At 72.0% G+C, this 22,389-nt stretch carries 19 protein-coding genes; 9 read left to right on the top strand and 10 right to left on the bottom strand.

All coding sequences use genetic code 11. The annotated features are described in order from the left end of the window. Positions 1-30: 30 nt before the first annotated feature. Positions 31-768, top strand: coding sequence for a zinc finger Ran-binding domain-containing protein (locus J5X75_RS13015; RefSeq protein ID WP_208467601.1), 738 nt, complete (start codon positions 31-33; stop codon positions 766-768). Here the strand turns inward: J5X75_RS13015 and J5X75_RS13010 are convergent, their stop codons facing one another. Together J5X75_RS13010 and J5X75_RS13005 are read right to left on the bottom strand one after the other, a co-directional pair. Next, complete coding sequence (locus tag J5X75_RS13010; RefSeq protein ID WP_208467600.1) at positions 769-3,720, bottom strand: bifunctional [glutamine synthetase] adenylyltransferase/[glutamine synthetase]-adenylyl-L-tyrosine phosphorylase; 2,952 nt, start codon at positions 3,718-3,720, stop codon at positions 769-771. After that, complete coding sequence (locus J5X75_RS13005) at positions 3,720-4,505, bottom strand: type 1 glutamine amidotransferase (protein ID WP_208467599.1); 786 nt, start codon at positions 4,503-4,505, stop codon at positions 3,720-3,722. Before J5X75_RS13005 ends, J5X75_RS13010 begins: the two co-directional genes overlap by 1 nt. A gap of 104 nt (positions 4,506-4,609) precedes the next feature. Here J5X75_RS13005 and J5X75_RS13000 point away from each other — a divergent pair, with 104 nt between their 5' ends. Next, positions 4,610-4,972, top strand: coding sequence for a VOC family protein (locus J5X75_RS13000; RefSeq protein ID WP_208467598.1), 363 nt, complete (start codon positions 4,610-4,612; stop codon positions 4,970-4,972). Here J5X75_RS13000 and J5X75_RS12995 read toward each other — a convergent pair. Further along, positions 4,953-5,669 (bottom strand): helix-turn-helix transcriptional regulator, encoded by a 717-nt coding sequence (locus J5X75_RS12995; protein WP_208467597.1) that lies wholly within the window; start codon positions 5,667-5,669, stop codon positions 4,953-4,955. The two genes, J5X75_RS13000 and J5X75_RS12995, sit on opposite strands and share 20 nt — an antisense overlap. 56 nt (positions 5,670-5,725) lie before the next feature. Here J5X75_RS12995 and J5X75_RS12990 point away from each other — a divergent pair, with 56 nt between their 5' ends. Beyond that, on the top strand, positions 5,726-6,877 hold the full coding sequence (locus J5X75_RS12990; protein ID WP_208467596.1) for a low temperature requirement protein A: 1,152 nt from the start codon (positions 5,726-5,728) through the stop codon (positions 6,875-6,877). A gap of 1 nt (position 6,878) precedes the next feature. On the opposite strand, the gene J5X75_RS12985 is transcribed toward J5X75_RS12990, so the two are convergent. Continuing rightward, positions 6,879-7,304 (bottom strand): DUF350 domain-containing protein, encoded by a 426-nt coding sequence (locus J5X75_RS12985; RefSeq protein ID WP_208467595.1) that lies wholly within the window; start codon positions 7,302-7,304, stop codon positions 6,879-6,881. 167 nt (positions 7,305-7,471) lie between these two features. Between J5X75_RS12985 and J5X75_RS12980 the strand changes: the two genes are divergently transcribed. Together J5X75_RS12980 and J5X75_RS12975 are read left to right on the top strand one after the other, a co-directional pair. After that, entirely contained in the window at positions 7,472-8,107 is a 636-nt protein-coding gene (locus J5X75_RS12980; protein ID WP_208467594.1) for an RNA polymerase sigma factor, read from the top strand. Next, entirely contained in the window at positions 8,104-8,838 is a 735-nt protein-coding gene (locus J5X75_RS12975) for a hypothetical protein (protein ID WP_208467593.1), read from the top strand. The genes J5X75_RS12980 and J5X75_RS12975 overlap by 4 nt, the downstream gene beginning before the upstream one ends. 202 nt (positions 8,839-9,040) lie before the next feature. Here J5X75_RS12975 and glnA read toward each other — a convergent pair whose 3' ends face one another. Further along, on the bottom strand, positions 9,041-10,393 hold the full coding sequence (gene glnA / locus J5X75_RS12970; RefSeq protein ID WP_208467592.1) for a type I glutamate--ammonia ligase: 1,353 nt from the start codon (positions 10,391-10,393) through the stop codon (positions 9,041-9,043). A 114-nt stretch (positions 10,394-10,507) separates the two neighbouring features. Between glnA and J5X75_RS12965 the strand changes: the two genes are divergently transcribed. Both J5X75_RS12965 and panB read left to right on the top strand, forming a co-directional pair. Further along, entirely contained in the window at positions 10,508-12,250 is a 1,743-nt protein-coding gene (locus J5X75_RS12965) for an NAD+ synthase (RefSeq protein WP_208467591.1), read from the top strand. Between the two features lie 61 nt (positions 12,251-12,311). Further along, positions 12,312-13,142, top strand: a complete 831-nt coding sequence (gene panB / locus J5X75_RS12960; RefSeq protein ID WP_208467590.1) for a 3-methyl-2-oxobutanoate hydroxymethyltransferase — start codon at positions 12,312-12,314, stop codon at positions 13,140-13,142. Positions 13,143-13,248: 106 nt separating this feature from the next. Here the strand turns inward: panB and J5X75_RS12955 are convergent, their stop codons facing one another. Next, entirely contained in the window at positions 13,249-14,718 is a 1,470-nt protein-coding gene (locus J5X75_RS12955) for an RNB domain-containing ribonuclease (RefSeq protein ID WP_208467589.1), read from the bottom strand. 431 nt (positions 14,719-15,149) lie between these two features. On the opposite strand from J5X75_RS12955, the gene J5X75_RS46385 reads away from it, so the two are divergent. Then, entirely contained in the window at positions 15,150-18,299 is a 3,150-nt protein-coding gene (locus J5X75_RS46385) for a pentapeptide repeat-containing protein (RefSeq protein ID WP_372450870.1), read from the top strand. Positions 18,300-18,790: 491 nt separating this feature from the next. Here J5X75_RS46385 and J5X75_RS12945 read toward each other — a convergent pair whose 3' ends face one another. Both J5X75_RS12945 and J5X75_RS12940 read right to left on the bottom strand, forming a co-directional pair. Further along, positions 18,791-18,994, bottom strand: coding sequence for a hypothetical protein (locus J5X75_RS12945; RefSeq protein ID WP_208467588.1), 204 nt, complete (start codon positions 18,992-18,994; stop codon positions 18,791-18,793). 132 nt (positions 18,995-19,126) lie between these two features. Further along, positions 19,127-20,152, bottom strand: a complete 1,026-nt coding sequence (locus J5X75_RS12940; protein ID WP_208467587.1) for an aspartate-semialdehyde dehydrogenase — start codon at positions 20,150-20,152, stop codon at positions 19,127-19,129. Positions 20,153-20,254: 102 nt separating this feature from the next. On the opposite strand from J5X75_RS12940, the gene J5X75_RS12935 reads away from it, so the two are divergent. Then, a complete protein-coding gene (locus J5X75_RS12935; RefSeq protein WP_208467586.1) occupies positions 20,255-21,052 on the top strand; it encodes a class I SAM-dependent methyltransferase in 798 nt (265 codons plus the stop codon). A 4-nt stretch (positions 21,053-21,056) separates the two neighbouring features. On the opposite strand, the gene J5X75_RS12930 is transcribed toward J5X75_RS12935, so the two are convergent. Together J5X75_RS12930 and J5X75_RS12925 are read right to left on the bottom strand one after the other, a co-directional pair. Further along, positions 21,057-21,641, bottom strand: a complete 585-nt coding sequence (locus J5X75_RS12930) for a M15 family metallopeptidase (RefSeq protein WP_208467585.1) — start codon at positions 21,639-21,641, stop codon at positions 21,057-21,059. A 42-nt stretch (positions 21,642-21,683) separates the two neighbouring features. Continuing rightward, positions 21,684-22,292 carry a GTP cyclohydrolase II gene (locus tag J5X75_RS12925; protein WP_208467584.1) on the bottom strand — a complete coding sequence of 203 codons (609 nt, stop codon included), beginning with the start codon at positions 22,290-22,292 and terminating at the stop codon, positions 21,684-21,686. Positions 22,293-22,389: the final 97 nt, after the last annotated feature.

The following is a 22,389-nucleotide window of genomic DNA, read 5'->3' as shown; positions in this document are numbered from 1 at the left end:
CCTGGATGACCCGGGCTCGTTGGCAGATACATGTGGGTCTGTATCGACTGCGGGGAACGGAACTCCGGCACGCCGGACGAGTGCGCGGTCTGTCACCGCCCCCGCCCACCGCGGGCGGCCATCTGGGAGCCGCCCGAACCGGCTCCGCTGTGGATTCCCGAACCGGCCGATCCGGGACCGCCCGCACCGCCGGCCCGCAGCCGCCTGTTGCCCGCCCTGCCGATCGTGGTCCTCATCGCGGCCCTGGTGACGGCGGCCGTCGTGGGCGGGCCGCGCCTGCTCGGCACGGACCACCAGCCGAGTGCCCCGGGCCGCCCGGTGGCGTCGGCCGCGCCCGTCCCGGTCCTGGAGAACGACCGGGCCGGCCTGGTCACCGTGGCCGCGGCGGTCACCGACCCGCGGGCCGGCGACGTGGCGGACATGCTGGACACGTACTTCACCGGAATCAACGAGCGGGACTACCGGGCCGTCGCCGGGGTGCTCGACCCGGCCGGTGAGATCGACCCGGCGGACGCCCGGCAGATGGCGGCGTTCGCCGAGGGCACGTCGACGACCCGGGACTCGGACGTCGTACTGGTCCGGCTGGCCGAGGCGGCGTCCGGGCGGCTGCGGGCCGAGGTCACCTTCCGCAGCGAGCAGAAGGACGGGCACGGCCCGCCGGAACGGCTCGACGAGACCTGCACCCGGTGGCGGGCCGTCTACGTGCTCAGCACCACCGGGAACACCTATCGCCTGCTGCGCGGGGACGCCACCAGCGAACCGTGCTGATCAGGACTCCAGCACCCGCTCCATCGCGGCCCGGGATCGCCGGGTCAACCGTAGGTACCGGTCCACGAACTCACCCGGGTCGCCGCCGCCCAGCAGGAGCACCGCGCCCGCCAGCTCGACCCCGTGGCGCGGCAGCTGGTCGGTGGGGCGGCCGCGGACCAGGGTGAGCGCGTTGCGGACCTGGGCCGCCAGTGTCCAGCCGGCCGCCATCTCGGCCGCGTCCGGTTCGCTGACCAGCTCGGCTCCGGCGGCCTCGGACAGCGCCTCCAGGGTCCGGGTGCGGCGCAGCCCGGGCAGCTCGTGGGCGTACCGCAGCTGGGTGAGCTGGACCGCCCACTCGACGTCGGCGAGTCCGCCCCGGCCGAGTTTGGTGTGCGTGTTCGGGTCGGCGCCGCGGGGCAGCCGCTCGGTCTCCACCCGGGCCTTGATCCGGCGGATCTCGACCACCTGCTCGCGGGTGAGGCCACCGGACGGGTAGCGCATCCGGTCGGCCAGCGCCTCGAACCGCTGCCCCAGCTCCACGTCGCCGCAGACGAACCGGGCCCGCAGCAGCGCCTGCGCCTCCCACACCTTCGACCAGCGGTCGTAGTACTGCCGGTACGCCTGGAGGCTGCGCACCAGCGGCCCCTGCCGGCCCTCCGGGCGCAGGTCGGCGTCGACGCCCAGGGCCGGGTCCGGGGCGGGGGCGTTGAGCAGCCGGCGCATCTCCTCGGCGATGGCGTGCGCCGCGGCGCTGGCCTCAGCCTCGGGGCAGCCGGCCGGCGGCTCGTAGACGAACAGCACGTCGGCGTCGGAGGGGTAGCTCATCTCGTACCCGCCGAGCCGGCCCATGCCGATGACCGCGAACCGCAGCCCGTCCGGGCCGGGTTTGGCGCGCCGGGCGATCCGCAGCGCCGCGTTCAGGGTGGCGTCGGTGACGTCGGAGAGGGCCACCCCGATGGCGTCGACGCCGAGCGGACGGTCCGGGGCCAGGTCGCCGCCGTGGCTCAGGATGTCCGCGCTGGCCAGCCGGAACAGCTCCCGGCGGCGCAGCGCCCGGACCGCGCCGATGGCCTTCACCGGGTCGGTGTGCCGGTCGCCGGCCGCCGCGAACCCGTCCAGCAGCGTCTCCCGCGGCCGGGGCTGGAGTTCGGTGTCCTCGGCGAGCAGGCGCAGCGCCTCCGGGTCGCGGGTGAGCAGGTCGGTGGCGTACCGGGAGAGGCTCAGCACCCGGGCCAGGCGGCGGGCCACCGGTCCGCCGTCGCGCAGCAGCCGCAGATACCACGGCGTGCTGCCCAGTTTGTCCGACACCTGGCGGTAGTTGAGCAGGCCACGGTCGGGTTCCGGGGCGTCGGCGAAGTCCTGGAGCAGCATCGGCAGCAGGGTGCGCTGGATCGCCGAGGTACGGGTGACGCCCCCGGTCAGCGCCTCCAGATGCCGTAGCGCGGCGGCCGGGTCGGCGAACCCGAGGATCTCCAGCCGGCGGCGGGCCGACTCCGGGGTCATCCGCAGTTCCTCGGCGGGGACCCGGGCGACCGCCTCCAGCAGCGGCCGGTAGAGCAGCTTGACGTGCAGGCGGCGAACGTTGGCGGCGTGTCCCACCCAGTCGGACCGGAAGGCCTCGACGGCGCCCTGACCGGGCAGGGCGGTATACCCCAGGGCGGCCGCGAGCCAGCGGAGTCCGTCCGGATCGTCCGGCACGGTGTGCGTACGCCGCAGGTGTTGAAGTTGCAGCCGGTGTTCGACGCCGCGCAGGAACCGGTAGCCACGCAGCAGCGTCTCGCCGTCCTCGCGGCCCACGTAGCCGCCGGCGACCAGGGCGCGCAGCGCCGGGAGCGTGCCGCCGCCGCGCAGCGTCTCGTCCACCCGGCCGTGCACGAGCTGGAGCAGCTGCACCGCGAACTCGATGTCGCGCAGCCCGCCCGGACCGCGTTTGATCTCGCGGTCCAGTTCCTTCTTCGGCACGTTCTCGATGATCTTGCGGCGCATGTCGCGCACGTCGGCGACCGCCTCGGGCCGCTCGGCCGCGTGCCAGACCAGCGGCGCCAGATCGGCGATCCACTCCTGCGCCAGGGCCAGATCGCCGGCCGCCGGACGGGCCTTGAGCAGCGCCTGGAACTCCCACGTCCGGGCCCAGCGCCGGTAGTAGGCCTGATGGCTGGCGAGGGTGCGCACGAGCGGGCCGCGACTGCCCTCCGGGCGCAGCGCGGCGTCCACCGGCCAGGCCACCTGGCCGCCGATCTCGATGATCCGCGCGGCGATCGTGGTGGCGGCGCTCAGATCCTCGTCACTCGCGGCCACGAAGATCACGTCGACGTCGGAGACGTAGTTCAGCTCGTTGCCGCCGCACTTGCCCATCGCGACGACCGCGAGGCGCGGCTCCGCCACGCTCTCCGGCAGGGCGGCCACCGCGATCGCGTAGGCGGCGGCCAGCGTCTCGTCGGCCAGGCGGGAGAGGGCGGCCATGGTGGGTTCCAGCCCTCTGCCGCCGGTCAGGTCGGCGGCCGCGATTCTCAAAAGCGAGATCCGGTACGCGGTACGCAGTGCCGGAACGGTCAACTCCGTGAAGTCGGCCAGGCCCCCGTCGGCGTCCGGTGGCCCGCCGCTGCGCCCGGTGGCCAGCGTCCGCCACTCCCCCGGGTTGGCCACCAGCAGGTCGCCGAGGGTGGACGACGCGCCCAGCACGGCGAGCAGCCGCCGCCGCAGGCCGTGGTCGTCGGCCAGCGCCCCGAGCAGGTCGCCGGGGTCGTCGCCGTGCCGTTCCACCGACTCGACGATGCGGTGCAGCTGGCGCAGCGCGAGGTTCGGGTCGGCGGCCTTGGAGAGCGCCTCGAGCAGCCCGGCGGCCCGCTCGTCGACCGGCGCCTGTGCCTCGGTGTCCCACAGTCGCAGCCCCTGCGGGCCGAGCAGATCGGTGGCCCGGGCGCCGTTGTCGGCGAACCCGTACCGGGCCAGGCGGGTGGGCCTGGTCATCACTGCCCCAGCAGTGGCAGGGTCCGGCCGACGACCTGGTTCGGGATGTCGGCGTCGGGCAGGGTGCCGAGCGCCAGGGAGGCGAAGCGGACCGCGAACGGCTGCCAGACCTCCTCCACGTCGGCGAGCGACGCGGCGGTGGCCAGCACCACGGCCTCCGGGTCGTAGCCGAGCTCGGTCAGGGTGGCGCTGTCGGCGCGCACCCAGTCGGCGATCATGTCGGCGTCGCACTCGATGTGGAACTGGAGGCCCCAGGCCCGGTCGCCGATCCGGAACGCCTGGTTCGGGTAGCGGGAGGAGGCGGCCAGCAGGGTCGCGTTCAACGGCAGCTCGGTGATCTCGTCACGGTGCCACTGGGTCACGTCGGGCAGCAGCGGCACCCACTTGAACAGCGGGTCGTTGTCGGCGGCGTCGCGTTTGCCGACCAGCCCGGGACCGATCTCCGGCCCGGCCGTGCTGCGCTCGACGTGACCGCCGTGCGCGATGGCCAGCAGCTGCCCGCCCAGGCACACGCCGAGGGTCGGCACCCGGTGCCGGACCGCCTTGCGCAGCAGCCCCTCCAGGGCCGGGAACCAGGGGGCGCCGGGGGTGCCGTCGGCCGCCGGGTAGGCGTTCTGCTCGCCGCCCAGCACGATCAGGGCGAGATAGCCGTCGAGCGTCTCGGGGAGCCGGTCGCCGGCGTGCGGCCGGAGCACGGTGAGCTCCAGGCCGGCTTCGGTCAGCCAGTCGCCGAGGCGCCGGAGGTCGTCACTGGGGTCGTTCTCGATGACTAGTGCGGTGGCCACCCGTCGAGGCTAACCGTTGCCGCCCGCGGAAACACCGACAGGACGCTGTCGTGACGCTTCACCAGAGTGGTTCTGGAGTCAACCGACCACGAGGGAGCAGACAGATGACGGCAGTCAACCAGATCGGCTGGTTCCAGATCGGCACCGACCAGCCGGAGGCGGCCGAGCGGTTCTACGGCGAACTGTTCGGATGGAGCTTCGCCGACGACGAGACGGCCGGCGCCGCCTACCGGATCATCACCACGCCGGGTGAGGGCGGCCTGCAGGGCGGTCTCGCGACCGGCGGGGGCCCGAACCACGCGGTCTTCTCGGTGGTGGTGGCCGACACCGAGGCCACCTGCCGGCAGGCCGAGGCGGCCGGCGGCAAGGTGCTGGTGAAGCGCACCACGGCGGACGGGCTGACCCTCGCCCACGTGCTCGACCCGTCGGGCAACCAGTTCCAGGTCTTCACCCCGCCCGCGGGCTGAGGTCGCCGGTCAGGCTGAACGGGGAGAGGTGGTGCGGGATGTCCAGGCCGGTCTCGCTGAGTGGCCGGTGCCGCACCGCCTCCCGTGTCGGTGTCGCCGTGGTGATCCGGTCGGGCCGGAACACCCGCACCGCGTCCCGCAGCCGGCACCAGGCGATCAGATACCAGCGGTCGCCGATCCCGGCGTAGCCGAGCGGCTCGACCTCCCGCTCGGTCACCACGCCGTGGCGGTCGGCATAGCCGATCCGGAGGACCCGGTCCACCCCGACGGCCCGGCCGGCCAGCCGTGGCACCGGGGTCGGCGGCGGATCACCGGCCAGGTGGATCCGCCCGGCCAGGGCGCGCGCGGCCGCCACGTCCGCCGGCCGCATGGCGGCGACCAGTTTGCGCAGCGCGCTGGCCGCGGGCTGCCGGAACGGGCTCCCGCCCATCGAGCGCAGGGCGAGGGCCATGGCGACCGCCTCCTCCGGGGTCAGATTGACCGGGGGCAGCGTGTGCGAGCGGTCCAGGCAGTAGCCGCCGGTGCGGCCGGTCTCGGCGTAGACCGGGGTGCCGGACTGTTGGAGGGCCGAGATGTCGCGCTCCACCGTGCGCACGCTCACCTCGAAGCGCTCGGCCAGCCAGCGGGCGCTGCGCGGGCGGGGCGCCACCGCCCGCAGCTCCTCGACGAGCGCGTACAGCCGATCCGTTCGGTTCACCCCTCGCACGCTAGAGCGGGGGTACGACAGAAACAGTTCTCGCCTAGGCTCCCGGCATGACGACGAGCGACTCCGCCGGCATTCGCGTCTCCACATTGGAGCTGTTCTTCGATCTGGTCTTCGTCTTCACCGTCACCCAGCTCGCCGACGCGCTCGCCCACGACCTGTCACCGCGCGGTCTGATCGACGCCACCCTGATCCTGACCGTCGTCTGGTGGATGTACTCGGGATACGCCTGGCTCACCAACGCGGTGGCGCCGACCACCACCACCCGGCGCACCCTGCTGCTCGCCGGGATGGCCGGGTTCCTGGTGATGGCGCTGGCGATCCCGGAGGCGTTCGGGGCGTACGGCTGGATCTTCGGGGTCAGCTACCTGCTGGTGAACGTGGTCCACTCGGTGCTGTTCCTGCACGCCGGCCCGGCGGCCGTCCGGATGATGCGCACGCTCGGCCCGCTCAACCTGCTGGCCGCCGCCCTGGTGCTGGCCGGCGGCCTGTTGCCGGAGCCGTGGCGGCACCTGTGCTGGATCGCCGCGCCGCTGGTGCAGATCACCGCGGGCTACGTGCACCCGGCCGAGATGCACTCGATCTCCGCGGGCCACTTCGCCGAACGGCACAGCCTCGTCATGATCATCGCGATCGGTGAGTCGATCATCGCGATCGGGCTGGGCTTCCGGGAGGTGCACCTGGACGGCGGCGCGATCCTGGTCGCGGTCCTCGGCCTGGGCATCGCCTACTACCTGTGGTGGTGCTACTTCGCGGGCGACGACAAGCGGGCCGAGCACGTGCTGGCCGGCATGTCCGACCCGCTGCGCCGGGCCCGGCTGGCGCTGAACGCCTGGGGCTACGGGCACGTGCCGATGCTGCTCGGCATCGTGGTCACGGCGGTCGGCATCAAGAAGACGGTGGGGCACGCGTTCGAGCCGCTGCACTGGGGCCCGGCCTTCGCGCTGAGCGGCGGCGTGGCCCTCTACCTGCTGGGGCACGCCGCCTTCCTGCGGCTGCTGCGGCTCTCCGGGGTGTGGCACCGGGTGGCCGGGGCGGTGCTGGTGCTCGCGGTGACGCCGCTCGGCCACCTGGTCGCGGTGGCGCAGCTGGCCGCCATCCCACTGATCATGGCGGCCGGGGCGATCGCCGAGGATCTGCCCCGGATCCGTCGTCTGGGCATGGCCGAAGCCATCGGAGACTTCGGCCGCAACGCGAGCTAGGTCAGGCGATGCAGGCGCAGACGATGACCGCGGCGCCGAAGTGCGACGCGGCGCTGACCAGCGCCCCCGGGTGCCTCTCCTGGGTGCAGATGACCTCGCCCAGCTTGCCCGGGGTCAGCCAGTCCAGCACCAGGAAGGCCAGGCCCATGATGCCGATGCCGACCAGGCCGAACAGCGCGGTCGAGGCCAGCCCCTCACCGAACGAATCCCACGTGGTGAAGATCGAGGTGAACACGATGGCGGCGATGCCGAGCTGATTCGAGGCCAGCAGCAGGGCGGCGTTCGGGTTCTTCTCCACCCAGATCAGGTCGCGCAACTTGCCCGGCGTGAGCACATCGATCAGCACGAACCCGACCGCCATCAACCCGATACCGGTCAGCCCGAACACTATGCTGCGCCCGGCGCCCTCGAGCAGTTCCTCCAGCACGGCAAACTCCCTTGTCGCGAAATCGTCGACCCAGACCGTATCGGAGCGGCTCTACCCCGTCGATCGGCCGGATCGATCATGGTGGTGACGTTTTTCGGTCAGGAGGCGCTGTACCAGAGGAGGCCGCATGCCGGGGTGTGGCCGACGAGAGGCTCGGAGGTCTTTGGATGGTGGCATCGGAGGACCTCGACGCCGTCGTCGCCGCGGCGCAAGCCGGCGACGACGAGGCGTTCCGCCGGCTCTACCGGGCCCAGCAACCGGCGCTGGTGCGCTACCTCCGGGTACTGGTCGGCGACGACGCCGAGGACGTCGCCTCCGAGTCGTGGTTGCAGATCGCCCGGGACCTGCGGACGTTCTCCGGCGACTGGGACGGGTTCCGGGGCTGGACCGCGACGATCGCCCGGCACCGGGCCATGGATCTGCTGCGGGCCCAGCGCCGCCGGCCGCAAGCCGGTGTCCCGGTCGAGTTCCTGGCCGAGATGAGCGCCGGCGACGACACCGCCGACCGGGCCCTGGAGCTGGTCACCACCGAGGACGCGGTGGCCCTGATCGCGTCGCTGCCGCCGGAGATGGCCGAGGCGGTGATGCTGCGGGTGGTCGTCGGCCTGGACGCCACGAGCACCGGCCGGATCCTCGGGCGCCGGGCCGGGACGGTCCGGACCGCCGCGTACCGGGGGCTGCGCCAGCTCGCCGCCAAGCTCGCCCAGCGGGACCCACGGCACCCACCCGAGCCGCCCCGGCCCCCCTCCTGGAAACCCGCTGTGACGACTTCGGCGGCCGCGGCGCTGAAGGAGATGAGATGACCAGCGACGAGGAGTGGACCCCGATGGACCGGACGACCGCGGACAGCATGCTGCGCGGCGACCGGACCGGGCTGCCCCTGGACCGGGTGCTGGCCGCCGCGAAGGCCCCCGCCACCGCGCGGGAGCTGACCGGTGAGGCCGCCGCCGTGGCCGCGTTCCGCGCGGCCGCCGCGTCCTCCGCCCGGCACACCCGCAGATTCCCCATCCTCTGGTCGACGTTGTCGAAGCTGCTCACCGTCAAGGTGGCGGCGGCCGCCTTCGCGACGACCGCGACGGTCGGCGGGGTCGCCCTGGCCGCGAACACCGGAACCCTTCCCGGCCCGGTCGGCGCCCCGGCGGCGTCCGTCTCACCGAGCGCCACCCCCGAGCCGAAGCCGTCGCCGTCCCCGCCGTCCCCGTCGCCCACGCCGTCCCTGTCGGTCCGCCCCCGGTCGTCCGGCTCGCCGAGCGCCGGCCCCGGCCGGGTCGCCGACCTCTGCCGCGAGTTCAGCGGCCGGAACCGGGAGCACCGCCGCCGGGCGCTGGACGACGAGCGCTTCCGCGAACTGATCCGGCAGGCCGGCGAGAAGGACCGTGACCGGGTGGAGGGGTTCTGCGGCATCCGGCCCAGCGGTTCGGCCGGCACCCGGCACAGCGGCTCGGTCGACACCCGCCCCACCTCCTGGCACGGCGACCGGAGGCCGCCGAACCGGCCGAGGACACGCGGCGGCACGGAGCCACGCCGCGAATGAGCCGGCACCCGGTGGACCGGATCTGGGGAACGGGCGGTCCACCGGGTGCCTTTACCGGTCAGTTGCCGGTCATGGGTCGCCCCCACCCTGCGCCCGGCGGCTGCACCAGCCAGACGGCGGCGGCTCGGACACCGCCGCCGTCTGGCGCCTACGGAGAAGGGCCGGGAGCGCACACTCCCGGCCCTTCTCTCGTTCCGTAGGCTCAGAGGGCGCCCAGGTACCGCTGACGCTCGTACGGCGTGACCTCGCGGCGGAACTGCTCCCACTCCTGACGCTTGTTGCGCAGGAAGAAGTCGAAGACGTGCTCGCCGAGCACCTCGGCGACCAGCTCCGAGCCGGCCATCACGTCGATCGCCTCGGACAGGTTCTCCGGGAGGGCCTCGTAGCCGGCGGCCTTGCGCTCGGCCGGCGACAGCGACCAGACGTCGTCCTCGGCGCCGGGCGGAAGTTCGTACCCCTCCTCGATGCCCTTGAGGCCGGCGCCGAGCATGACCGCGAAGGCCAGGTACGGGTTCGCCGCGGAGTCGATCGACCGCACCTCGACCCGGGCCGAGCTGGGCTTGCCGAACGCCGGCACCCGGACCAGCGCCGACCGGTTCAGGTGGCCCCAGCTCACGAACGCCGGGGACTCGGTGATCCGGTCCGGCAGCTGGAGCGGGAAGAGCCGCTTGTAGGAGTTCACCCACTGGTTGGTGATGGCCGTGTACTCGCGGGCGTGCACCAGCAGACCGGCGATGAACGCGCGCGCCGTCTTGGACAGTCGCTGCGGGTCCTCGCTGTCGAAGAAGGCGTTGCGCTCGCCCTCCATCAACGACAGGTGGGTGTGCATGCCGGAGCCGGGCTGATCGGTGTACGGCTTCGGCATGAAGGTGGCCTTGACGCCCTGCGACAGCGCCACCTCCTTGACCACGTGCCGGAACGTCATGATGTTGTCGGCCGTGGTGAGGGCGTCCGCGTACCGGAGATCGATCTCCTGCTGGCCGGGCGCGACCTCGTGGTGGCTGAACTCGACCGAGATGCCGATCCGCTCCAGGGCCAGCACGGCCTGGCGGCGGAAGTCGCGGGCCACCGCGTGGGTGGTGTGGTCGAAGTAGCCGCCGCTGTCCACCGGGATCGGCACCGAGCCGTCGTTCGCCCCGTCCTGGATCAGGAAGAACTCGACCTCGGGGTGGGTGTAGAAGGTGAAGCCCTTCTCGGCGGCCTTGGCCAGGGCGCGGCGCAGCACGTGGCGCGGGTCGGCCCAGGCGGCGCTGCCGTCCGGCATGAGGATGTCGCAGAACATCCGGGCGCTCTCACCGCTGGAGCCGCCCTCGAACGGGAAGACCTGGAACGTGGTGGGATCCGGCATGGCGATCATGTCGGACTCGTAGACCCGGGCGAAGCCCTCGATCGCCGAGCCGTCGATGCCGATGCCCTCCTCGAAGGCGGACTCGAGCTCGGCGGGAGCCACCGAGACGCTCTTCAGCGTGCCCAGCACATCGGTGAACCAGAGCCGGACGAAACGGATGTCGCGCTCCTCGAGCGTGCGAAGCACGAACTCCTGCTGTCGGTCCACTGCCACCCCTCGGCCGGATGTCTACCTATCGAGGTGAGACTACGCTGCGCGCGCCCTGTGACGTCGGCCCGGGTCAGGATCGGATCACCGGTTCTCCAGGGAAGAATGAGGGGCATGCCCACGCTGCGCATCGCCCTCGCACAGGTGAACTCGACAGTCGGTGACGTCTCCGGCAACGCGGCCGCGGTGCGCCGCTGGACACGGGAGGCGGCCGGCGCCGGCGCGCACCTGGTGGCGTTCCCGGAGATGATGCTGACCGGCTATCCCATCGAGGATCTGGTGTTCCGCAACTCGTTCGTGGAGGCCTCCCGGCGGGCGCTGCGATCGCTGGCCGCCGATCTCGCGGCCGACGGGCTGGGCGAGGTGGCCGTCGTGGTCGGTTACGTGGACGCCGACGGCCCGGCCGCGATCAGCTCCGACGCCGAGCCCGGCGCCGGCCGGCGGGACGCGTCCGCCCTGCTGCACCGCGGCGAGGTGGTGGCCACCTACTACAAGCACCACCTGCCCAACTACGGCGTCTTCGACGAGGACCGGTATTTCGAACCCGGCGACACCCTCACCGTGGTCCGGCTCGGCGGGGTGGACGTGGCGCTCACCGTCTGCGAGGACATCTGGCAGGCCGGCGGGCCGTTCACCGCGGCACGGCGGGCCCGCGTCGGGCTGGTCGTCAACATCAACGCCTCGCCGTACGAGCTGAACAAGGACGACGTCCGCCTCGCGCTGGTCCAGCGGCGGGCGGTCGAGGCGGGCGCCACGGTCGCGTTCGTGAACATGGTCGGCGGGCAGGACGAGCTGGTCTTCGACGGCGACTCGATGATCGTGTCCGCGGAGGGGGAGCTGCTCGCCCGTACCGGTCAGTTCGTCGAGGAGCTGTTGGTCCACGACCTGGACCTTCCGCGGGCGGCTGACGGGCCGCCGGCCCCGGAGCACGGCGACGGGATGAGGATCTCCCGCCGGGAGATCGCCCTCCGGACGGACATCTCCGCCGAACGTCGCAGCGGCGGCATCGCCGGCCGGATCGACGACGCGGCCGAGATCTGGTCCGCCCTGGTGCTGGGCCTGCGCGACTACGTGAACAAGAACCGTTTCCGCTCGGTGATCCTCGGCCTGTCCGGCGGCATCGACTCCGCGGTGGTCGCCGCCATCGCCGTCGACGCCCTCGGCCCGGAGCGGGTGGTCGGCGTCTCCCTGCCCAGCGGCTATTCGTCGGACCATTCCCGGGACGACGCCGCCGATCTCGCCAAACGCACCGGCCTCGACTACCGCACCGAGCCCATCCAGGCGATGGTCGACGGCTTCCTGGCGAACATGTCGCTCTCCGGCCTCGCGGTGGAGAACCTCCAGGCCCGGGTCCGCGGCGTGATCCTGATGGCGCTCTCCAACCAGGAGGGCCACCTGGTCCTGACCACCGGCAACAAGAGCGAGCTGGCGGTCGGCTACTCGACCCTCTACGGCGATTCGGTCGGCGGGTTCAATCCGCTCAAGGATGTGCCGAAGACCATGGTGTGGCAGCTCGCACGGTGGCGGAACACTCAGCCCGGCACGCCTCCGATCCCGGAGAACTCGATCACCAAGGCGCCGAGCGCCGAGCTGCGGCCCGGCCAGAAGGACTCCGACTCGCTGCCCGACTACGAGATCCTCGACCCGATCATCAAGGGGTACGTGGACCGCGACCTGGGCCGCGACGAGCTGATCGCGGCCGGCAACGACCCGGCACTGGTCGACCGGACGCTCCGCATGATCGACCTCGCGGAGTACAAGCGGCGCCAGTCCGCCCCGGGCACCAAGATCTCCGGGAAGGCGTTCGGCCGTGATCGTCGCCTCCCGATCACCAATTCTTTTCGCGAAGGCAGCTGAAGTGCGAGGATGGGCGGACCCGGGGACCGCATCCGCGCGGCCTCGAGGGAGGAGTTGAACGATGTCGGAGATTCCGACCCTGTACGGCGGCCCGCCCACCCGCCGGGTCCGCACCCGCGACCTGCTCAACGCCAAGGTCCGCGGCGACCGCTGGCCGATGCTCACGTCCTACGACATGTACACCGCGCAGATCTTCGACCAGTCCGGCGTACCGGTGCTGCTCGTCGGTGACTCGGCGGCCAACAACGTCTACGGGTACGAAACCACCGTCCCGGTCACCGTCGACGAACTGTTGCCGCTGGTCCGCGCCGTCGTCCGGGCCACGAAGACCGCACTGATCGTCGGCGACCTGCCGTTCGGCAGCTACGAGGAGGGCCCCACCCAGGCCCTGCGCACCGCCGTCCGGTTCATGAAGGAGGGCGGCTGCCACGCCGTCAAACTCGAGGGCGGCCGCCGGATGGCACCGCAGATCGAGGCGATCACCGGCGCCGGCATCCCGGTGATGGCACACATCGGCTTCACCCCGCAGCGCGAGCACGCCATCGGCGGCTACCGCGTCCAGGGCCGGGAGAACGAGGGCGCCGAAGTCCTCTCCGACGCCCGCGCGGTCGCCGACGCGGGCGCCTTCGCCGTGGTCCTGGAGATGGTCCCCGGCGACGTCGCCAAGCAGGTCACCAAGGAACTGCCGATCCCCACGGTCGGCATCGGCGCCGGCCCCGACACCGACGCCCAGGTGCTGGTCTGGCAGGACATGGCCGGCCTCCGCACCGGCAAGGCGCCGCGCTTCGTCAAACGCTACGCCGACCTGGCCGGCGCCCTGACCGAGGCCACGCGACAATTCGCCGCCGAGGTCCGCGGCGGCGAGTTCCCGGCCGCGGAGCACACCTTCTAGATCAAACCCATCTCCGGTACGGGGTCCGCGGCGCTTCCCAGCCACGGACCCCGTCCTGTCCCCGGAGGCTCCGCCGCGCCCGGCCGGCTCACCGCGGGGCCATCGGTCACGCGCGCTCGAAACGGACCGTGCGGGTGGCGGGGTCGGCCGCGGTGAGCCGGACCTCGATCCGGCTGCCCAGCGGCAGGTCACCCAGGCACTTGGCCCGAACCGCCGGATCGTCCAGCGCGATCGTGCCGCCGGCCGGCCGCTTGCCGGACGGCTCGTCCCGGTCCAGGACCGCCGCCTCGAACACCTCCCCGACCCGGCCCGCCAGCAGAACCGCCTCGGCCAGGTCGATCGCGCCCCGGTCGGCCGCCGAGGCGACCCGGTCCGTGGACGACATCGCCTTCGGCAGCCGGGGCAGAGCCTCCATCGCCCAGTCCGGGACGGGCCGTCCGGCGTGCAGCGCGAGACAGATCTCCGTGGCGTACCGATCCGCGAGCCGCCGCAACGGCGCCGTGACATGCGCGTACGGCGCGCCCACCCCGCCGTGCCCGGTCTCCGCGGGCAGTCCCGGCCCACCGTCTCCGGCCTCGGCCCGCGCGCCGGGCGCCGACGGCGTGTCAGCGCCGAAGGCGGTGTAGGCGGCCCCGCGCAGCAGATCGGCGGCCTGATCCAGGAAGGCGGCCCCGCGCGGGCCGGACGGGTCCACCGACGCGACCACCGCACCCACCGAGGCGCCGGCCGGCCACGTCACACCGAGCGGCTCGGCGGCGGCCCGCAACGTCCGCACGGCCTCCGGTTTCGGCGCCGGCATGGTACGCAACAGCCCGATCCCACCGGCCAGCATGATCCGGGCCGCGGCCATACCGGTGAGCAGCGAGATCTGCGCGTTGTGCTCCTCGACCGGCAACGGCGCCCGCAGCACCAGCCGCCAGCCGTCGCCGTCCCGCTCGACCTCCTGCGCGGGCAGTGGCAGATTCACCGCGCCCCGCTCAGCGGCCCGCCGGGCCAGCAGCCCACCGATCTCCGGCAGCAACGCCAGCGGCTCCGGCACGGTGCCCGCGCCGATCTGCCGCTGCACCGTCTCATAGTCCAGTTTGGCGCGGCTGCGAACCCGGCCCCGCTCCACCTCGACCGCGACCGTCTCCCCGTCACCGTCCAGGTCGATCGTCCAGACCACGGCCGCCCGGTCCCCGTCCGGCAGCAGGCTCACCGCGCCCTCACTGAGCACCGGCGGATGCAACGGAATCCGCCCGTCCGGCAGATAGACGGTCTGCCCCCGAGCCCAGCTCTCCGCCTCCAGCACCCCACCGGGCCGCACGTACGCCGCCACATCGGCGATCGCATACCGCACCCGATAGCCGCCCCCGGCCCGCCGGCTCAGATGAACCGCCTGGTCGAGATCCCGGGACGAGGCCGGATCGAGAGTCACGAACTCGACCCCGGTCCGATCCACCTCCGGCAGCGACGTGACCCGCGCGCTCTCCTCAGCCTCGGACAGCACAGCCGCCGAGAACTCACCCGGCAACCCCAGCTCCCGCCGCAGCCCCGAGAAGTCGATCTGCGGAGCCACCACCACTTTGATCGGCACGCGACATTCCTATCAGGCCGGCGTCCTTCAAGCCCGGCTCCACCACTCCCCGCAACGAAGCCCCGCCCAGTCATACCCCCGCTCGCCCACCCGCGACACCCCCGCCCGAAGCACCCGTCCCTTCCCAGAAGGCGCCCCCACCACATTCACAGCGAACTGTCCGCATCAACAGCCGATCTCGCCCAGCCGACCGTCAGCGCTCTCCCACACCACCGAACCGCAGCCGATCAACTCCAGCCGGCCGTGAGCGCCGCCCCAACACCGCCGAAACAGCACCGAGAACCAGGCGATCAACTCCAGCCGGCCGTGAGGGACGCCGCAACACCGCTCAAACCGCACCAAGAACCAGCCGATCAACCCCAGTTGGTTGTGGGGGCAGTTTCGAGCGCTCCGAGACAACACCCACGGCCAGCTGGGCAAGATCAACCACAATGCGCGGCTGCCTGGCCCATCGCGGGCGCACGGAAGGCCGGGACAGCGCGGGCCACGCCGATCGGCATGGCCCGCGTTTCGCTCACCGGCGGCGAGTGGCCGCTCGCGAGGCTGTCGCCGGTTCGGTCTTGGCGGTGTTACGAGCACTCCGGGCACCACCTGGGGCACCGCTCGCCACCGCGTTGGCCCCGGAAGCGCGGGACACCCGTGTCGCCTTGGCCGCGTTCCCGGTGGCTCGGCCCGTCCCGGTCGTACCAGATTGGTTGGTTCCCTTGTCAGCCTTCGCGGTCGCAGCCTTCGCACCGGTGGAGCGACTTGCCATCATCGCTCCGCCAGTCGCGGATCGTGCCCCAGAATTCCCGGCGGCGGCCCTGGTACCAGCTGTCCGAGCCGTCGCCGCTCCGCTCGCCGACGCCTTCGCAGCCGCGGTCTTGGTGACCGTCGACCTCCCGGGGCCAGTCGTACCAGCGGCCTTACCCGCCGTCGTCTTAGCCGCGGTAGCTTTGGCCGCCCTACCTGCCGTCGCCTTCACCGCACTGGTCTTGGTCGCCTTGCTCGCCGTCTTTTTGGCTGGTGTCGTCGCGCCGATGCCGTTGCGCGCCGCGTTGGTCGCTGCCGTTCGGGTCGCCGTGGCCGCCTTGGTGGTTCGGGAGGCGCCCGTCCGACCCGGCGCCGTCGGACTTCCTCCAGCCGAACCACCCGTGGTTTTGGCCCGGCCGGTCTTGGTCGCCGGTGCCTTGACGGCGGCCGTCCTGGTTCCAGCAGAGGTAGCCTTCGCGGCTGTCACCCTACCGGCTGCCGACTTGACCGCCCTCCCGTTGGCGGCGGTGGCCTTGGTAACCGACGCCTTGGCGCCGGTAGACCCGACAGTCTTAGCCGCTCTGCCCGCACCAGCTTTGGTCGCGGCCGCTTTGGCAGACGTCGACTTGACTGCCGTCGACTTGGGCGCCGTTGACTTGACTGCCGTCGACTTGACTGCCGTTGACTTGGGCGCTGTTGACTTGACTGCCGTTGACTTGACTGCCGTCGACTTGACTGCCGTTGACTTGGGCGCTGTCGACTTGACCGCCGTTGACTTGGCAGCTGTCGACTTGACCGCCGTTGACTTGACGGCCGTCGACTTGGCCGGAGCGGCCTTCGCCCCAGCTGCCCTCGCCCCGCTGGCTTTGGTGCCTGCCGCTGTCCTGGTACCCGTCGCCTGGGACCCGGTGACTTTCGCTCCAGCGGCTCGTTTCGTCCCCGTGGTCTTAGCCGCAGGAGCTTTCGCCCCGGCCGATCTGGTCCCAGCGGCCGTAGCACCAGCCGCTTTGGCCGCAGCAGTTTTGGCACCGATCGCCTTTGCTCCGGTGGCCTTGGAACCGACTGCCTTTGCCACAGCGGCCTTTGCCCCAGCCTTCACCGCGGTGGCCTTTGCACCAGCTTTGGCTGCGGTGGCTTTAGCACCAGCCGCCTTCGCCCCGGTAGCCCTCGCACCAACTTTTGCCGCGGTGGCCTTGGCGCCGGCGGCCTTGGCTGCCGTTGCCTTCGCGCCAACCGCCTTCACCGGCGTGGCCTTAGCACCAGCCTTCACCGCAGCAGCCTTAGCGCCAGCCTTCACCGCAGCAGCCTTAGCGCCAGCCTTGGCCGCTGCAGCCTTCGCACCAACCGCCTTCACCGCAGTGGCCTTGGCGCCAGCCTTGGCCGCAGCAGCCTTCACACCAACCGCCTTCACCGCAGTGGCCTTGGCGCCAGCCTTCACCGCAGCAGCCTTGGCGCCAGCCTTCACCGCAGCAGCCTTGGCGCCAGCCTTCACCGCCCCGGCCTTCGCACCAACCGTCTTCACCGCAGTGGCCTTTGCTGCTGTGGCTTTGGTGCCTGCCGACTTCGCCACGGTGGACTTCTTGGCGGCTGACTTCGCCACGGTGGCTTTTGTGGCCGTGCTCTTCGCGGCAGTGGCCTTTGCCGGTGGCTGCTTGGCGGGGGTGACCTTGACGGCTGTGGCCTTCTTCGTGGCCTTGGCGGCCTTTGCCGCGGTCGCCTCGGCAGCCGATCCGCCCCTGGCCGGAGCGGCCTTAGCGGCGCCCGCCTTCTTGGCCGTCGCTGTCCCGGCGGACTTGGTTCCGATTGTCTTGGCTGCTCCGGCCGTCTTCTTGCCGACGGACTCGGCCGCAGCCTTGGCGACCGTCTTCTTCGGGGCTGCTGCCGTCGCGGCGCCGGCTGCTCGCGGAGCGCCGGCACTCGCCTTCTTGCCGTCGCCCGGCTTGGCTCCGGTCGCCCTTTCCTTCGCCGTCGTGCCCACCGTCTTGGCAGCGGTTGCCTTACCGACAGCAGCGCCTTTGGCGAGACTGCTCCTGGCCCCGGCTGTTTTACGCTCCGCCTTCTTGGCCGGGGCCGCCGTGCCGACCGCGCGCCTGGATGCCGCGGAATCGGGCGCCGCCGCGGTTCCGGCGAGGCTCGCCTTGCCGTTCCGGTCCCCGGTGGTCATCGCGGCCGGGCTCGCACCGGACCGCGGGCCAGCGGCGGCTTTGGTCCGTCCGCCGGTAGCCGGTACAGCCGCGGTCGCCCGCTCACCGAAGTCGCCCGTGCCGGAGGCCGACTCGATGACCGGATGGCCCGTCACCTCGGAGCGTTCGGAGACGGCCTCCGCCGCAGAAGTGCGGACGACGCCCGCCGCAGAAGTGGGGACAGCCTCCGCCGCAGAAGTGGGGACAGCCTCCGCCGCAGAAGTGGGGACAGCGTCCGCCGCGGAGGGGCGGACGACGCCCGCCGCAGGTGTAGGGGCAGTGCCCGCCGCGGAAGTGGGGGCAGCGCCCGCCGCAGAAGTACGGACGGCGCCCGCCGCAGAAGTACGGACGGCGCCCGCCGCGGAAGTGGCGGCGTCGGCGTCCCGGTCCGGGAGCTCGTCGCCGTCCCGGTGGGCGGGGCGGCGTTCTGGTACGTCCGTGCTGGAGAGCCGGGCGGGTGGGGAGACCCGACCGCCCCCGACCAGATCGGTGGGCCCGGCCGAGCCACCGCCCTCAGCGTCGCCGGATTCGGTGCCGAGTGCTTCCAGGTCGGGGCGGTCGGCGCCCCACTGGTCGGAGTCGCGTGCCGGCTGGGCGGGCCCGCGCTCCGGCCGGAACCAGTCGCCGACGAACGGCACCTCATCGACGACGGGCACGTCGCCTTGAGCCTGGTCCTCGTCGCGGTCGTCGCCTTCGCCGGTGGATACGGTCACCTGATTCTTCGGCGGGTTGCCCAGGGCGGCGGCGACCCGCCGCGTACCCGTCGTCCGCCCGCTGTCGCCCGCCGCGCTGATCGGAATCGTCACCCCGGCTCCGCGGTGCGCCCCCGCTCGCCCCACGGATCTCCGGCCACCGGCCGTGGCTTTGGCCGCACCGTTCCGCGCCGTCTCCCCGGAGCCGGCGCCCTTGGCCCCGGCCGCACCGGGTACAGCCTGCTTCGCGACGGTGGCGGGGGTCGCGCCCTGGGGCTTCGAGGACCGGGGGGCCGGCGTGGATCCGGTGGCTGTGCGATGGCCCGTACCGGGAGGGGGTTTAGGGTTCGGGGTTTTTTTGGCAGCGGGCATCGAGGTGTTCCTCCTTGCGGAATGACTGCAGACGCTTGCGGAATGACTGCAGACGCGCGGTCCGGCGCCGGTCGGCCGGTACGGCGCTTGACGTCAGCTGGCTTCCCCTGTCCAGCGGGCGTCCTCGGCATCCCACTCGGCATTGCGCTTCTCGACCGTCTCGAGTGCCCGCGTCGCGTCGTCCGCCGTGGTGTAGGGACCGAGCCGGTATTGAGCGGGGCACACGTCGTCGCCGCTCTCCACTCGGTGGTCGCGGAGGCACCAGAAGTAGCCTGCGCCCAGCCCACTGTCGTTCATTCCATCACTGTGCCGCTAAAACCGGCCAAGCGCTACCGATTCGGGCAAAATGTCCCGCGATTTCCATTGTGGAAGAAGAACCGCCCCGGCCGAGGGTTCGGCCGGGGCGGTGCGGTGCGAAAAACCGGGTCGTCAGCGCAGCTCGGCGGCGACCAGTTCGGCGATCTGGACGGCGTTGAGCGCGGCGCCCTTGCGCAGGTTGTCGTTGGAGATGAAGAACGACAGCCCGTTCTCCGCGGTGGGGTCGACCCGGAGACGGCCCACGTAGGACGGATCGCGACCGGCCGCCTGGAGCGGGGTGGGCACGTCGGACAGCTCGACGCCGGCCGCGGTGGCCAGGATCTCCCGGGCGCGGGCGACGCCGAGCGGCCGGGCGAACCGGGCGTTCACCTGGATGGAGTGCCCGGTGAAGACCGGGACCCGCACGCAGGTGCCGGAGACCAGCAGCTCGGGCAGGTCGAGGATCTTGCGGCTCTCGTTGCGGAGCTTCTGCTCCTCGTCGGTCTCGAAGCTGCCGTCGTCGACGAACGAGCCGGCCTGCGGGATCACGTTGAACGCGATCGGCTGCGGGAAGACCTTGGACTCGGGGAACTCGAGCGCCGAGCCGTCGTGGGTGAGCGCGGTGGCCCGGTCGGCGACCTTCTTGATCTGCTCGTCGAGCTCGGCCACACCGGCGAGGCCGGCGCCGCCGACCGCCTGGTACGTGGTGGCGATGAAGGACACCAGCCCGGCCTCGTCGTGCAGCGGCCGCAGCACCGGCATGGCGGCCATGGTGGTGCAGTTGGGGTTGGCGATGATGCCCTTCGGGCGGACGCGGGCGGCGCCGGGGTTGACCTCGGCGACGACGAGCGGGACGTCCGGATCCATCCGGTACGCCGACGAGTTGTCGACGATGACCGCGCCCGCCTCGGCGAAGCGCGGCGCGAACTCCTTCGAGCCGCCCTTGCCGGCGGAGAAGAGCACGATGTCGAGGCCGGAGTAGTCGGCCGTGGCGGTGTCCTCGACGGTCACCTCGCCGTCGCCCCACGGGATGGTGCGGCCCGCGCTGCGCGCGGAGGCGAAGAGCCGGAGCTGGGTCACAGGGAACTGGCGCTCGGCCAGGATGCGGCGCATGACGCCACCGACCTGCCCCGTCGCACCGACGATACCGATCCTCATGGCCACCAAAATACGTTCTGAACTGCTGATCCTGAAATCGGGTTGCTCAATATCTGGGACAACTGTCCCACATTATCGGACGGCGGGCCTAGCGTGAGGTCCATGGCGACCTACACCCATGGACACCACGAGTCGGTCTTGCGCTCGCACCGCTGGCGCACCGCAGAGAATTCGGCGGCGTACCTGCTGCCGCATCTTTCCTCCGGAATTTCCCTGTTGGACGTCGGATGCGGTCCGGGCACCATCACGGCCGAGCTGGCGGAGCTGGTGGCGCCCGGCCGGGTGACCGCCCTCGAGCAGACCGGCGAGGCGCTGGACCTGGCCCGCGCCGAGATCGCGCGGCGCGGACCGGCGAACGTCGGTTTCGCCGTCGGCGACGTGCACGCCCTGGACTTCCCGGACGACAGCTTCGACGTGGTGCACGCCCACCAGGTGCTCCAGCACGTGGCCGACCCGGTTCAGGCGCTGCGCGAGATGCGCCGGGTGACCCGGCCGGGTGGCGTGGTCGCGGCCCGGGACAGCGACTACGCGGCCTTCACCTGGTTCCCGCTGGTGCCCGAGCTGGACGAGTGGCTGGATCTCTATCAGCGGGTGGCCCGCGGCAACGGCGGCGAGCCGGACGCGGGGCGGCGGCTGCTGTCCTGGGCGCGGGCGGCCGGGTTCACCGACGTCACCGCGACGGCGAGCGTGTGGTGCTTCGCCGACGACGAGGACCGGCGGTGGTGGGGCGGCATGTGGGAGGAGCGGGTGCTGAGGTCGGAGATGGCCGCCACGGCGTTGCGCATCGGGGCGGCCACCGAGGCCGGCCTGGAACGGATCTCGGCCGGGTGGCGACGGTGGGCCGGCGATCCGGACGGGTGGCTGATCATCCCGCACGGCGAGATCATCTGCCGCGCCTGAGAACTCAGGTGGGCGGGCGGTACGCCCAGTGCCACGACTCCCGCGCCACGTTCTCCACGAAGCCGTAGTTGCCGGCGTTCTTCCGCATCCAGGCGAGCGCCTTGGCGTTGAGGTCCAGGTCGGTGGCCATGCCCCAGCCGTGTTCGCTGGTGCCGGGTTTGGCCGCCAGACCGCCCTGCGAGTAGAGGCCCTTGCGCCGGGCCAGGTCGACCTGCTCGGCGTAGGGGCGGTACGAGTCGGTGATGCCGATCTCCACGCCGTCCCGCCGGGCGTCCTCGATCATGCCGTTCAGCGACTCGGCCGCCGGGGCCCAGAGCTTGTGCCCGGTGTTGCCGACCCGGCCCAGGGCGGTCTCCGGGATCTTGCCGTTCCCGTACGCGGCAAGATCTTCCGGAACGCCCTTGCTGTTGAGTTTGTAGGTCGTCTTGCCGGCCGGCGCGGTGGACGCGATGGCGCCCTGGAGATGGCTGGCGAAGCTGCCCTGGGTGGACGTGGCCCTCGCCGACGTGGTCGTGGCCTGCTGAGTCTGCAAGGCGATGATCCGGCTCTGGATCTCCGCGATGCGCGAGTTCACTCCCTCGATTCCCACGTTCCCTGGTTCGGCGGGTCCGGGGAAAACTGAGGGAAAACCTCAGGACGCCGGGGCCAGATCGATCGTGTGCTGGGTGTGCGCCACCTTCGCCTGGAGGTAGCGGACGTTCACCGGGGAGGCGTGCACCCCGGTGCGCCGGACCGCCCGCACCTCGACACCGAGATCCCGCAGCTGGCGGGATTTGTCCGGGTTGTTGGTGAGCAGGTCGACGGCGGGCGCGCCGAGCGCCTCGAGCATCTGCGCGGCGGCGGTGTAGTCCCGCTCGTCGTCGCCGTGGCCGAGTGCCCGGTTCGCCTCGTACGTGTCCATCCCGAGGTCCTGGAGGGCGTACGCGTCGAGTTTCGCGTACAGCCCGATGCCGCGGCCCTCCTGGCGCAGGTAGAGCAGGTAGCCACCGGCCTCGGCGATCTGCTCCACGGCCTCCCGCAGCTGGGGGCCGCAGTCACAGCGCTGCGAGCCGAAGACATCCCCGGTCATGCACTCGGAGTGCATGCGGACCAGTGGCACCCCGGCCTCCGCGACGTCGCCCAGGGCGAGCGCGAGGTGCTCCTTCCCATCGGCGAGCCCGGTGAAGGTGATCACCTCGGCGGTGGTGCGGTACCCGTCGGGGAACTCGAGCGGAACGATGACGCGCGTACGAACCGGCATGCCCTCTCCCTGTGCACTTGACACTTCAAGTACGGATCGACCGTACGCGGCGGTTCATGAGGTGACCATGCTTGCCTGTGGGGCACGAATCACAGGC

Origin of the sequence: Actinoplanes flavus, assembly GCF_017592555.1 — a bacterium.
Taxonomy (GTDB): domain Bacteria; phylum Actinomycetota; class Actinomycetes; order Mycobacteriales; family Micromonosporaceae; genus Actinoplanes; species Actinoplanes flavus.
Note: the sequence above shows the minus strand (reverse complement) of the source record. Positions and strands in the feature narration are given on the sequence as shown.